Origin of the sequence: Faecalibacterium sp. i21-0019-B1, assembly GCF_042852915.1 — a bacterium.
Taxonomy (GTDB): Bacteria; Bacillota; Clostridia; order Oscillospirales; family Ruminococcaceae; genus Faecalibacterium; species Faecalibacterium taiwanense.
The window spans coordinates 2,432,149-2,444,615 of record NZ_AP031425.1 but is presented as its reverse complement, the minus strand read 5'-3'; the positions used below and the strand labels follow the sequence as shown (position 1 = coordinate 2,444,615).

The following is a 12,467-nucleotide window of genomic DNA, read 5'->3' as shown; positions in this document are numbered from 1 at the left end:
TTAGTCCTCCTTATTTTCCTTGTCGGCATCGGCAGCCATTTCGGCTTCCACTTTTGCAAAGTCTACATCCTCCGGGGTATCCAGACAGATGGAGCCGTTGGCAATGCCGATAATGTTCAGCACGGAATACACCAGAATGATCACGCCGCAGATGGGCATGACCCAGTAGAATACGCCCACGGCTACGCCCAGCGAGGAGGTCTGCTGTCCCATAGCCAGCTGGGACACCTGAAAACCGCCGAACACCAGAATGGTCGCAGAGAAGATGAAGGCGATGACCTCAGCAAAGATGTGGAACGCCTTGCGCATGGTGGGGTTGAACCGATCCACCAGCACGGGGATGTTCATGTGGCCGCGTTCGCCAGAGACGATGGTGGCACCCAGCATGGTGCTCCAGCCGAACAGATAGCCCACCAGTTCCTCCGACCATGTGGAGGGAGAGTTGAAGATGTAACGCACGATGACCTGATAGGTGGTCAGCACCACCATGACCGTCATGCTCAGACCTGCCAGCAGGTTGAGCACCTTGTTCAGGGTATTTCTCAGTTTTTCCATGATGCTCCTCCTCAGTCCGCAGTGTGGGCAGCGTTGTGCTGCTGGATCAGGTCATAAATGGGCTGCAGTTCCGGGTTTGCTGCCAGCACGGAATCGTGCAGGGGGGCCATAGCCTCCTGAAACGGTGCAGTGTCCGGGTAAATAAAGTTGACGTGCTGCTCGTTCTCGGCCTTATCTTTCGCCTCAGCCACAGCATCCTCCCAAGCATCCTGCTCGGTGCGCTTCACGATCTGGAAGCCCTCTTCAAAGATCGCGCGCTCCTCGTCGCTGAGCTCGTTCAGGAAGGCGTAGTTTGCAACCAGCAGATCCGGCACCATCTGGTGCATATCGTAGGAGTAATACTTGCAGATATCGCCGTGACCGTTATCGGTCAGAGCCAGCTCGTTGTTTTCGGCACCGTCCAGAATACCGGCCTGCAAGGCGGTGTACACATCGCCGAAGCCCATGGGCGTAGCGGTGCCGCCCAGCAGACGCATCATTTCCACGTTGGTGGGCGACTGCTGTACGCGGATCTTCAGACCCTTTAGGTCGGAGGGCTGGTTGATGGGGGTCTTGATGGTGTAGAAGTTGCGGGTGCCGGCATCCAGCCATGCCACCGTTTCCAGACCGGCCTTGGAAGTGGTCTTGAAAATGGGGTCCGTCACCTCGGGGTCGTCCATCGCCTCGTGGTAGGCTTCTACGCTGGAGAACAGGTAAGGCAGGTTGAAGATCTGGTATTTGGCACTGAAGGTCTCCATGATGGCAGTGGATGCCACCACAAAGTCGATGGCACCGGTCTGGGTCAGCTGCACCATTTCGGTCTGGGAGCCCAGCAGCTCGCTGGGGTACACCTCCACACGGTACTTATCGCCCAGCTTCTCGTTGATGTAGTTGGCAAAGGCTTCCAGTCCAAGATGATCCGGGTGGGTCTGGGACTGCACATGGCCGATGCGCACGATCTTGCGGTCGTCACCGGAGCCGGCACCGCAGCCGGTAAGCATCATGCTGCTGGTCAGTGCCGCCGCGCCCATCAGCGACAGAAACGTTCTTCTCTTCATGAATGGCATCCTCTCTTTTCACGTTTTTTCTATGATTATATTTTAACAACTCGTTCATTTTTGCGAAACCGGATTATTTTGTGAAACGTAGTACGATTTTGTCTTTGTTGTATCCAAGTACAATTTTTGTGTTTTTTGGACGAAAAAAACTGGCAAAAACAAAAAAGCACCCGTTCCTCTCCTGTTCACAGGCAGGAAAGAACGAGCGCTTCTTTTGAATCCGATTTATCCTTGTGCCGCTTTTTCCGCTGCGGCTACGCGGTATTCCGAAGGGGTCTGGCCGGTCAGGCGCTTGAACACCCTTGTAAAATAGTTGGCGTCGCTGTAACCCACAGCAGCGCCGATATCCTTCAGGCTCAGGCGCGGGTCCAAAATCAGCTGGCGCGCCTTGTTCACCCGGTATTCGTTCAGGTAGGCCGAAAAGTTTACCCTAAAGCACTGCTTGAACAACTTGCAGAAGTAGGCGTCCGAGTAGCGCAGCGCAGCGGCGGCATCCTGCATGGAGATATCCTCCCTATAATGAGCGTCGATGAAGCGGCTGATCTCGGCACGGATGATGGCGGTGCGCATATCCTCGTCCTCTTCCCGGCGGAGAGGCTCTGCAGGCGCAGGGGGCTGTGCCGGGCGGGCAGGCAGCGGCACCGACACCTGCCGGATGGCATCCTCCACCGCGAATACCAGTTCCTGCTCGTTGTAAGGCTTGAGCAGATAGTCCATCGCCCGCACAGAGATCGCCTGCCGTGCGTAGTCGAACTTATCAAAGCCGGTCAGGAACAGGATGGCGCAATTTTTGTCTGTTTCACGGATCTTGCGCGCCACCTCCAGCCCGGTGAGACCCGGCATTTCAATGTCCAGCACAGCCACCTGCGGCGCTTCGCGGGCAAAAATTTCCAGCGCTTCCCTGCCATTTTTTGCTTCGTACAGGCAGATCAGGTCTCCCAGATACTTCTGCAAGGTCCGGCACAGCACTTTGCGCTCGATCAATTCATCCTCTGCCACCAGCAATTTGCACTTCACGAGAGCGTCTCCTCCTTTTCTTCCGGCTGCTGCGTTTGCGGGAGCTCAAACCGCACCACAGTACCGCAGTCTGCGCGGCTGTATACCTGCATTTTACCGCCCGGATACAGCATCCCGATGCGGCGGGAAATATTGCCTAGGCCAATGCTGCGTCCGGTCTGCTCGCTCTGGGCAATTTTAGTTTGCACAGCGTCCAGTTCCTCTGGGGTCATTCCCTTGCCGTTGTCCGCGACCGTGAGCACCAGCACCTTGCCCTGCATCCATGCCCGCAGCAGGATGCGTCCGCCTTCCTCGCAGGACTTGAGCCCGTGCGAGTAAGCGTTTTCCACCACTGGCTGCAGCATAAAGGACGGCACCAGCACCGCCGCAGGCTGCACCCGGATGCTTTTTTCTACGGTAATGCGTCCGTCGAACCGCATTTGCTGCAAATAAATGTAGTCCTCCAGCCCGTCCAGTTCCTCCTCCAGCGTGATCTGCTGGCGCTTGGTGCGCAGATTGTGCCGGAACAAACTGCCCAGATGAACGATCATCTGGTCGGTGGTGGCAGCATCCTCCAGCCGTGCCATACAGGAGATCATGTTCAGGGTGTTGAACAGAAAATGCGGATTCACCTGACTTTTGAGCACCTCCAGCCGGGTGTGCTCCAGATCCTTTTCCAGTGCAAGGTTCCGCACCTCTTCCCGGTGCAAAGCCTGCTGGGTGGTCAGCTGCTGCGCCATGGCGTGCTTCATCTGGTTAAAGGTTCCCGTCAGCCGCCCCACCTCGTCGCTGCTTTTCACCGGTAGGTCCGGTCTGGAAAAATCGCCCTCGGCAATGCTGCGGGAAGCCTGCGCCAGCCGCAGCAGCGGACGCACAACAGCGCGGCTCAGCACCCGGATGAGCAGCAGCATTAGCGCGGCTGCCGTCAGGAACAGCCCCAGATACAGCCACGGCAGATGCCGGATGTGAGCCGCCGTGCTGCTGTAAAGGGCGTTTTCCTGTTCCAGCGTGGCCTGTGTCAGACGTAGCGCATACTCGGCAAGGTAGTCCTGCAGTGCCATCACATGGTACATCTGTTCAATATAGGTATCTGCCGAGGGGGAAAGCTGCAAAAAGGCATCCCGCTCCTGCCGATAGCCCGCATACCCTTGCAAAAGGTTCCATGTACGGGCATAGCGCTCCTCGCCGATGCGGGCATAATCGAAGGGCAGGGCCGCAAGGCTCTGCTCGGAAGCGGTGCAGGCGGCGGTATAGGCCTGTTCGGTTTCAGAAGTAGGCTGGCGCACATAGCGTGCAAAGGCCTGTGTTTCGTCCTTGAGTGCGTTCTGCATCGTGTAGCAGACGGCGTTGTCGGCCAGCAGCGTATCAAAGGAGCGTACCGTCCACTGACCTGCCATGGTAGCAATGCCAGTGGAAAGCATGGTGACCAGCAAAATCGCGGCAAGCCATGCCGTGACCTTGCGGCGCAGGGAGATACCACCCTGTGCGGTTTTGTTCCGTGCCATACGCTTTCCCTCCTGTCCTTGCAGCACCCGGCCTTTTTTATAAGTATAATAATCTCCCGGGGAAAGTGCAACTGCAAAAAAGCACCGGCTTTCGTAAGGGAGCCGGTGCTTGCAGGCAATGTGCCAGGCTGTCAGCGGGTCAACAACTGAAAATGATTCCGCATCTTCCCAGAAAACACCAAAGTATAAGAAACTGAGCAGAAAAAGAAAAGCAGCCCAAAACCTTTCGATTTCGAGCTGCTTGCTATGCCGGTGGTGGGGGTCTCCCGCGCACTGAGCAACAGCCCGCAGGGCTGATTGCTCCCCTGCTGTGCAGGGTCGTGCTGTTCGACCCGCTCACACGCCGCAGATAAAAAGAAAGCCCCCCAGACAAGCTGGAGGGCTTCCTTTTTATGCCGGTGGTGGGGGTCGAACCCACACGTGTTATTAGCACAAGGGATTTTGAGTTTTTATCCTCATCTTCCATCTGGTGTCATCCAGTGATATCTAGTGATATCTGGTTCCCACTGTGCAAAGGCAAAATTCACGCCTCAACGAACAATAATTTGAAATATCCACGATTTTTCGATGCGTTTTTCCTCTACTCTGTTTTTTCGGTTTGGACCGCCCAAATGGAAATTGGAGGGATGTTCAGGAGGGATGCAGGGCAAAACGCTCCTCTGCTTAGGCACAAAACGAAAGGAAAGTCAAGGATAATGAATCAAAATCAAGCAAAAGAGTATTATAAAAAATTATTTGTGAACTATCCTGATGTGCTGTCTGTCGAAGAAGCAACAACTTTACTCGGTTTCAAAAGCCAGACTGCCATCATCAGAAGAATCCATCAACATAGAATTCGCTGCCTGAAAGTCGGACGATCTTTCATGATTCCGAAAGAATATCTCATCGACTATCTTTTGGATAGCTAAATTATATAGCCATTATATTACATAGCGCACCACTTTTCAATAAGAAAAGAGTGCGCTTTTTATTTTCAAACGAAAGGCGGTTGATTTTTTGAACACAAGCTGGAGCAAAACGTTGAAAAAGCCACATGACCCTTGACTACTTTTACGGACAAGCCGGAGAACTGTTTTCATTCTACCGCATTCCCAAGGCTCTTTTTCAGGAGCCACGGTTCCAGAGTCTGTCCACCGATGCAAAAACCCTGTACGGCATCCTGCTGGACCGCATGAGCCTGTCTGTGAAAAACGGCTGGCTGGACGAGCAGAACCGGGTGTTCATCATCTTCACGATAGAGGATGTCAAGAGGGCGTTGTGTTGCGCAGACAACAAAGCGACCAAGCTGCTCCGGGAACTCGAAAAGTTTGGTCTGATTGAACGAAAACGCAGAGGTCTGGGAAAGCCAAGTTTGGTGTATGTGAAGAACTTTTCGGCAGAATCGTCAAAATCAATATTCCAAAATCGTGATTTTCACGATTCTGGAGGCTTCAAAAACGCAAGTCAAGACCCTTCAAAATCACGATGTAATAAGACTAAAGAGAATGATACTGAAATGAGTGAGACTGATCCATTCAATTCTGAAGAAGCGGATGGGATGAGCAAACGCACCCAACTGGAAGAATATTTTTCTCAGTCTTTGGAGATAGACCTTTTGCTCCGGCTCTGCCCGGATGACAAGGACATTATCTACCAGATCGTAGACTTGCTGGTGGACACCTGCGCTACCAACCGTAAGCTGCTGCACATTGCTGGGGACGATAAGCCCGCCGAGGTGGTATGCAGTCGGTTTATGAAGTTGAACGCCGACCACATCCGCTTTGTGCTGAAGTGCTTTGCAGAGAACAGCAGCCCGATCCGTAACATGAAACAATATCTGCTCGCTTCTCTGTACAACGCGCCCACCACCATGCAGCTTTCCTACCAGAACCAAACCAACCACGACTTAGCGAATCGGAGGTGATGAAAATTTCAAAGAAAGCAACCACGATAGCCATCGTCAACCAGAAAGGCGGCACCGGCAAGACCACCACCTGTGAAAATCTGGGCATCGGGCTGGCGATGGAGGGCAAAAAAGTTCTGCTGGTGGACACTGACCCGCAGGGCAGTCTTACCATCAGCATGGGCTGGCAGCAGCCGGACGAGCTGCCTGCCACATTGTCTACTCTGATGCAGAAAGCCATGAACGACCAGCCTATCCAACCCGGTGAGGGCATCCTGCACCATGCAGAGGGCGTAGACCTCATCCCTGCCAACATCGAATTGGCAGGATTGGAGGTGGCTCTGGTAAACAGCATGAACCGGGAAAAGATGCTCAAACAGGTGTTGGACGGAGCAAAACGGGAGTACGATTATATCCTGCTGGACTGTACTCCCTCCCTTGGTATGCTCACCATCAATGCACTGGCGGCGGCAGACACTGCTTTGATACCCGTACAGGCTCAATATCTTTCTGCCAAAGGTCTGGAGCAGCTTTTGCAGACAATCTGTAAGGTACACCGGCAGAAAATCAATCCGAAGCTGAAAATCGAGGGCATCCTGCTCACCATGACGGACAGCCGCACCAACTATGGAAAGCAGATCGACACTTTGATTCGTCAGGCATACGGTAGTAAAATCAAGGTGTTCGACCAGACCATTCCCCGGTCTGTTCGTGCTGCTGAAACCAGTGCCGCCGGCAAGAGCATTTTCCAGTATGACCCCAAGAGCAAGGTGGCAGAAGCCTATCAATCTCTTGCGAAGGAGGTGTTGGTGGATGCCGAAAAGCGGCTTAAACGTAGCACTGAAAGGTCTCGATGATATTTTTTCGACCGAAGAATCCCGGCAGGAAGAACAGCGGGAGCAGGTACAACAGATTCCCGTCAGCGAACTTTTCCCGTTCAAAAACCACCCGTTCAAAGTTCTGGACGATGATTCCATGACCCGGACGGTGGAAAGCATTTCGCAGTTCGGTGTGCTTGCGCCGCTGATTGCCCGCCCCAGACCAGAGGGCGGCTATGAGATCATCTCCGGGCATCGTCGGAAACACGCCGCAGAGCTTGCAAATCTGGACACCGTGCCTGTCATTGTGCGAAATATGGAGGATGATGCCGCCACGATATTGATGGTCGATTCCAATTTGCAGAGAGAACACATCCTGCCCAGCGAGCGGGCATTTGCGTACAAGATGAAGCTGGATGCAATAAAAAATCAAGGTGCTAGGTCAGATTTAACTTCGTCCCAAGTTGGGACGAAGTTGAGAGCCGATGAAAAAGTAGCAAAAGATTCAGGCGAAAGTCGCAATCAAGTCCAGCGTTTTGTGCGTCTGACGAACCTTGTCCCTGAATTGCTCGACATGGTGGACGAGAAAAAAATCTCTTTTAACCCTGCGGTAGAACTGTCCTATCTGGACGAAAAACAGCAACAGGATTTTTTAGAAGCAATGGATGCTTCCCAGAACGCACCATCTCTTTCACAAGCCATTCGGATAAAAAAGCTGGCGCAGCAGGGTGAGTTTGACTATGATGCAGTCTACAACATTATGAATGAGGAAAAGAAAAGCGAACTGGACACCGTGACCATCAAAAACGAAACCCTGCGGAAATACTTTCCACGCAATTACACGCCCCGGCAGATGGAAAGCATCATCATCAAGCTGCTCGACCAGTGGCAACTAAAAAAGCAACAGGCAAAACAGAAGAAGCAGGAAGAAGCGCGCTGATCGCAGACTGAACCAAAAGACCCAGTTCCGGGTCTTTTATTTTGCAAAAATTTTGGAGGAAACGTCTATGAACTTTACTACCACTCACATCCGTTCCGAGAAAGTCACCATTGATACTCGCATCTACACGATTCTGAACGGCAGAAAAAAGCCTGGTGAAGTCTATCTCGCTGCCATTGCCCCGGATATGGAGCTGACCATCATCACGCTGGACGAGGCTCCCGGCATCCTGCCCTGCTTTGAGGAGGATGATGCCTGCCTGAACCTTCCCAACACCTCGCTGCTGCTCTGCTACAACCCGGCGCAGGTGCTGAAGATGGGCGGAAAGCACTACCTGACCGGCCCGGTGATTCTTGTTCGCACCAACATGGACGGCGAGGTCATCTCGCTGACCATCGATGAAGTCTACCTGTTCCAGAAGTATCTGGCAAGCCACAGCATCACCCTGATGGCAGACGACCAGAAGCTTCCCTGCATCTGCATGGAGTGAGGTGTGCCATGCTGAACTTTTTTATCGGTTTCGCATTTTTTGAAGCCGGCGCTTTTTTCGGCTTCTTCGTGGCAGCTCTGTTGAACGCCGCCCATGCCTGGCAGGAGATCTCTATCAAATTCGAGGAGGACGATAATGGAACAGAACGAGAACACCTTGTCGGTGCTGAAAATTGCACCGGGACAGTATCCGCAGCAGGTCGAGATTGACAACAACCTGAAAGCCTTGCAGGAGGCGGTGGGCGGCACGATTGCTGCTGTTTACCCCTTTGCAGACCCAGTGGCTATCATCTGCAATGACGATGGTAAGCTCATGGGTCTGCCCCTGAACCGTGCTCTTCGGGATGAAAACGGAGAAATGTATGATGCCATTGCCGGAGACTTTCTAGTGGTGGGATTGGGCGAGGAGGATTTTGCATCCCTGACCCCAGAACTGGCGCAGAAGTACGAGCAGCTTTTCCATCAGCCGGAAGCCTTTCTGAAGCTAGGCAACCGTCTGTTGGTGCTGCCGGTGCCTGATGAACCTCCCGCAGAAAAGCCCCGCACCAAGCCCCCGGCAGAGCATGACCGCTAAAATCACCCTGCTGCACGGGAGGTGATGGCATTGCAGGAAGAAATCGAACAGAAGTCATTCAACATTATGATCTCCACCACAAAGCTGTCTGCCCGGACTGTCCTGCGGGCGATAAAAGCAGCGCTTCGGCTGTACCAGTCCAAGGCATCCCAAGGCAAGCAGAGCGTCCGCACCCTGTTACGGCAAAACCGGGGCGTGTCCAGCGTGGAGATCAGCAAGACCGGCATCCGTGGTCTGGAACGCTACGCCAAAAAGTACGGCATCGACTACGCCATCCGCAAGGACACCTCCGAGGTGCCGCCCCGGTATCTGGTCTTTTTCAAAGCCCCGGATGCAGAAGCGTTTCAATCGGCGTTCAAGGAGTATTCGGCTTCGCTGCTGAACAAGGATAAACGCCCCTCGGTGCTGGCACGATTGCATGAACTGGTGCAGGCGGCGGCAGAACTCCCCGGTAAAGTCCGGCACAAGGAACAGGAGCGTGGACTGTGACCACAAAAAAGCTGACAAAGCTGCTGGCTCTGTATCTGCCCTATATTTTGCTGGGATTGATTGCAACCAACTTTGGCGAAGCGTGGCGGCTTGCAGAGGGCAAAGAGTTGGGCGATAAGATCATGTCCATGATGGGCACCATCCCGGTAGCGTTTGCAAACCCGCTGCCCAGCCTGCATCCACTGGATTTGCTGGTGGGCTTGTGCTGCGGCGCAGGGCTGCGGCTGGCAGTTTATTTGCGTGGTAAAAACGCCAAGAAGTACCGCCACGGCATGGAGTACGGCTCTGCCCGGTGGGGTACACCCAAGGATATTGAGCCGTTCATGGCTCCAAAGTTTGCCGACAACATCATCCTGACCAAAACGGAACGTCTGATGATGTCCAACCGTCCGCCTGACCCCAAGAATGCCCGAAATAAAAACGTGCTGGTGGTGGGCGGCTCCGGCAGCGGCAAGACGAGATTTTGGCTTAAACCCAACCTTTTACAATGTCATAGTTCCTATGTGGTCACTGACCCGAAAGGTAGTATCGTGGTCGAGTGCGGGAACGCACTTCTGAAAAACGGTTACAAGCTGAAAATCCTGAACACCATCAACTTCAAAAAGTCCATGCACTATAACCCCTTCGCCTATGTCCACAGCGAAAAGGACATTCTCAAACTGGTCACAACCCTGATGACCAACACCAAGGGTGAAGGGTCCGGCGGGGACCCATTCTGGGAAAAATCGGAGCGTCTTTTGCTTACTGCCCTGATCGCTTATCTGCACTATGAAGCCCCGGTGGAGGAGCAGAATTTTGCAACACTGTTAGAAATGCTCAACACCATGCAAGTGCTGGAGGACGACGAGGAATACCAGAACCCTGTGGACTTGCTGTTTGAGGATTTGGGCAAGAAAAAGCCAAAATCCTTTGCCGTGCGGCAGTACAAACTTTACAAGCTAGCTGCCGGCAAAACGGCTAAGTCCATCCTTATTTCCTGCGGTGCCCGGCTCGCCCCCTTCGATATTCAGGAAGTCCGGGATGCCACCATGTACGATGAGCTGGAACTGGACAAGCTGGGCGACCGGAAAACGGCGCTGTTTCTCATCATGAGCGATACGGACAGCACCTTTAACTTCCTGATTTCCATGATCTACACCCAGCTTTTCAATCTGCTCTGCGACAAAGCCGATGATGTGTACGGCGGTAAGCTGCCTGTCCATGTCCGCTGCCTGATCGACGAGTGCGCCAACATCGGGCAAATCCCCAATCTGGAAAAGTTGGTGGCGACCATCCGCAGCCGTGAGATCTCTGCCTGCCTTGTTTTGCAGGCGAGAAGCCAGTTGAAAGCTATCTACAAGGACAACGCAGATACCATCGTGGGCAACATGGATTCTCAAATTTTTCTGGGCGGCTCCGAACCCACCACCCTGAAAGACCTGTCGGAAATGCTGGGAAAAGAGACCATCGACGCATTCAACACCTCGGATACCCGTGGCAACAGCCCCAGTTACGGCACTACGTTCCAGAAGATGGGGCATGATGTGCCATAATAACTCGTGATGAATTCAGTTGCCCTAAATTCATACGAGCAGGGACACGACCAACTGGATTCAGAGAATGAATACATACAGGAGGTTCTAGTATGAACAAACTGCTTTCTTGCCATTATAACATGGACACCAACCGAGTGGAAGCCCGGTTCGCAGATGGCACTACCCTTGCCATTGACTGCATCGCCATCGAGGATGAGTACGGAAACACTCCCGCACAGCGGGCAGAACTGGACTGGCTGCTGTATAATAAGCCCCTGGAGTATGCCCAGCTTGTGCTAGGTGGAGAGATTGAGCATTATCTCTTGCTCGGCTGTGACCACGGCAGACTGGAAGATTGATCTTTAATTAAAATACCCGAAGCAAAACAACAACCCTCTACTTGCAGTCGTTGCAGATAGAGGGTTATTGTTTTGATTTGATAATTAGTATTCTTTCAGGTTCAAATGAGATATACTTGCTTGATACTCAAGAAAACGAATCGTCCGATGTTCGATATCAAAATCACTTACTCCTCTTGCGATGGTAAGTTCCCACTGGAGTTTAGCACAATTAGAAACCATATAACCTGTTTCCTGTTCAAAAACCACATATATGTATGAATCTGAATCTGGAATATTGTAATATGGCGCATTTTGATCGGTATTTCGCAAATGATACAAACGAAACTTCAATTGGGTAGAATCAGTTATAGCTCCATTATTGAGAAGACAATTTAGTGCATTGTAGTTCAACATCTTGGCAAAAGCATCTGAAAAATCCGTCAATTTCACTTCTTCTATATCTGCTTTTTTGTTTAGCCATTCTTGAAGTTCGCCAACACTAAGAACATTATGATTAGAAGCCATCGTTATTTAACCCAAACCATTCCAGAAAATTCGATGCTTGACTGCCATGTCGCTTTGGTTAAGTTATAGGCTTGTAAGCTAGAAGACTTGACAATGACTTTGTTTATATCGCTGCTCAGTTTGAAATCACCAATTTTAACACTTCCGGTCATTCCCGCAGTCGCGGGACGTGTCACAAAATGTCTTCCCGTACCAAAAGTCGCATACGGTTTTTCATCACCCAACATACTAGTAGTTTTTACCGTTATTTGCTTATACCGGAATGAACTATATACAGCGTTTCCATCCCACTCGATATATAGTTCGCAGTCTTCACTACTTCCGCTTCGAACAACGGCTGCAGAGATAACGGCATTTCCATTTGCATGAGTGGAAACATCCGACTTCAACTGATTAAGATGCCGTTCATACGCTTCCGCACTATCAAAGTATAGCGTAGGAATTTCAACTGTGGAATTTTCTGCTGTTCTACTATCAAATGCAGCTGATGCCGCCAAAGCAGTAGAGATAGCCAGAACAATGGCCATAAGTGCCGATAAGAATTTCTTCATATTGATTTCTCCTTTTAATTTTTTAAACATATTTGAAACTTTGTAATAAAATCTCATTACCATGCATCGAGGAACATACCAACGATAAGCATTAACATTCCCAGAATAACTCGTGCGCCAAAAAGAGCACCATCTGCTTCATTTTTGTCGGTACTTTTAATTGCTTTCACTAAAAAACCGGGGAACATTGCGCCCAAAATTGCCATTAAAACAACTAAAACGTAGTGCATGACTTTCCTTTCTATGATATA

16 protein-coding genes and 1 pseudogene are annotated in these 12,467 nt (G+C 51.7%); 10 read left to right on the top strand and 7 right to left on the bottom strand.

Going from position 1 to position 12,467, the window contains the following annotated elements:
- The 4 genes from ACGHP1_RS12220 to ACGHP1_RS12205 form a co-directional block, all read right to left on the bottom strand.
- Positions 1 to 555, bottom strand: coding sequence for a TRAP transporter small permease (locus ACGHP1_RS12220; RefSeq protein ID WP_390509513.1), 555 nt, complete (start codon positions 553 to 555; stop codon positions 1 to 3).
- An 11-nt stretch (positions 556 to 566) separates the two neighbouring features.
- A complete protein-coding gene (locus ACGHP1_RS12215; protein ID WP_005931718.1) occupies positions 567 to 1,601 on the bottom strand; it encodes a TRAP transporter substrate-binding protein in 1,035 nt (344 codons plus the stop codon).
- 216 nt (positions 1,602 to 1,817) lie between these two features.
- Entirely contained in the window at positions 1,818 to 2,609 is a 792-nt protein-coding gene (locus tag ACGHP1_RS12210; RefSeq protein WP_390509512.1) for a response regulator, read from the bottom strand.
- Positions 2,606 to 4,093: a histidine kinase gene (locus ACGHP1_RS12205; RefSeq protein ID WP_390509511.1), complete on the bottom strand. Its 1,488-nt coding sequence runs from the start codon at positions 4,091 to 4,093 to the stop codon at positions 2,606 to 2,608. Before ACGHP1_RS12205 ends, ACGHP1_RS12210 begins: the two co-directional genes overlap by 4 nt.
- Before the next feature lie 392 nt (positions 4,094 to 4,485).
- Between ACGHP1_RS12205 and ACGHP1_RS12200 the strand changes: the two genes are divergently transcribed.
- The 10 genes and pseudogenes from ACGHP1_RS12200 (at position 4,486) to ACGHP1_RS12155 (ending at position 11,158) form a co-directional block, all read left to right on the top strand.
- Positions 4,486 to 5,001, top strand: a complete 516-nt coding sequence (locus ACGHP1_RS12200) for a helix-turn-helix domain-containing protein (RefSeq protein WP_097776410.1) — start codon at positions 4,486 to 4,488, stop codon at positions 4,999 to 5,001.
- Between the two features lie 125 nt (positions 5,002 to 5,126).
- Positions 5,127 to 5,996, top strand: a complete 870-nt coding sequence (locus ACGHP1_RS12195) for a DUF6017 domain-containing protein (protein ID WP_117475934.1) — start codon at positions 5,127 to 5,129, stop codon at positions 5,994 to 5,996.
- Entirely contained in the window at positions 5,996 to 6,832 is an 837-nt protein-coding gene (locus ACGHP1_RS12190; RefSeq protein WP_117475933.1) for a ParA family protein, read from the top strand. The genes ACGHP1_RS12195 and ACGHP1_RS12190 overlap by 1 nt, the downstream gene beginning before the upstream one ends.
- Positions 6,789 to 7,733: a ParB/RepB/Spo0J family partition protein gene (locus ACGHP1_RS12185; protein WP_097791889.1), complete on the top strand. Its 945-nt coding sequence runs from the start codon at positions 6,789 to 6,791 to the stop codon at positions 7,731 to 7,733. The genes ACGHP1_RS12190 and ACGHP1_RS12185 overlap by 44 nt, the downstream gene beginning before the upstream one ends.
- A gap of 67 nt (positions 7,734 to 7,800) precedes the next feature.
- On the top strand, positions 7,801 to 8,223 hold the full coding sequence (locus tag ACGHP1_RS12180; protein ID WP_097839639.1) for a hypothetical protein: 423 nt from the start codon (positions 7,801 to 7,803) through the stop codon (positions 8,221 to 8,223).
- An 8-nt stretch (positions 8,224 to 8,231) separates the two neighbouring features.
- Complete coding sequence (locus ACGHP1_RS12175; protein WP_117536130.1) at positions 8,232 to 8,432, top strand: hypothetical protein; 201 nt, start codon at positions 8,232 to 8,234, stop codon at positions 8,430 to 8,432.
- Positions 8,359 to 8,796 carry a DUF3846 domain-containing protein gene (locus tag ACGHP1_RS12170; protein WP_097839637.1) on the top strand — a complete coding sequence of 146 codons (438 nt, stop codon included), beginning with the start codon at positions 8,359 to 8,361 and terminating at the stop codon, positions 8,794 to 8,796. Before ACGHP1_RS12175 ends, ACGHP1_RS12170 begins: the two co-directional genes overlap by 74 nt.
- Positions 8,797 to 8,820: 24 nt before the next feature.
- Positions 8,821 to 9,285 carry a PcfB family protein gene (locus ACGHP1_RS12165; RefSeq protein WP_390509510.1) on the top strand — a complete coding sequence of 155 codons (465 nt, stop codon included), beginning with the start codon at positions 8,821 to 8,823 and terminating at the stop codon, positions 9,283 to 9,285.
- A pseudogene (locus ACGHP1_RS12160) lies at positions 9,282 to 10,811 on the top strand (VirD4-like conjugal transfer protein, CD1115 family); the annotation flags it as partial. The gene ACGHP1_RS12165 and the pseudogene ACGHP1_RS12160, both read left to right, overlap by 4 nt.
- Before the next feature lie 98 nt (positions 10,812 to 10,909).
- Complete coding sequence (locus tag ACGHP1_RS12155) at positions 10,910 to 11,158, top strand: DUF6061 family protein (protein WP_055191781.1); 249 nt, start codon at positions 10,910 to 10,912, stop codon at positions 11,156 to 11,158.
- An 84-nt stretch (positions 11,159 to 11,242) separates the two neighbouring features.
- Here ACGHP1_RS12155 and ACGHP1_RS12150 read toward each other — a convergent pair whose 3' ends face one another.
- From ACGHP1_RS12150 to ACGHP1_RS12140, 3 genes are read right to left on the bottom strand one after another with little or no spacing between them, the layout of a single operon-like run.
- Positions 11,243 to 11,665 carry a hypothetical protein gene (locus ACGHP1_RS12150; RefSeq protein WP_097777319.1) on the bottom strand — a complete coding sequence of 141 codons (423 nt, stop codon included), beginning with the start codon at positions 11,663 to 11,665 and terminating at the stop codon, positions 11,243 to 11,245.
- 2 nt (positions 11,666 to 11,667) lie between these two features.
- On the bottom strand, positions 11,668 to 12,216 hold the full coding sequence (locus ACGHP1_RS12145; RefSeq protein WP_055191783.1) for a hypothetical protein: 549 nt from the start codon (positions 12,214 to 12,216) through the stop codon (positions 11,668 to 11,670).
- A 56-nt stretch (positions 12,217 to 12,272) separates the two neighbouring features.
- Positions 12,273 to 12,446: a hypothetical protein gene (locus ACGHP1_RS12140; RefSeq protein WP_155515300.1), complete on the bottom strand. Its 174-nt coding sequence runs from the start codon at positions 12,444 to 12,446 to the stop codon at positions 12,273 to 12,275.
- Positions 12,447 to 12,467: the final 21 nt, after the last annotated feature.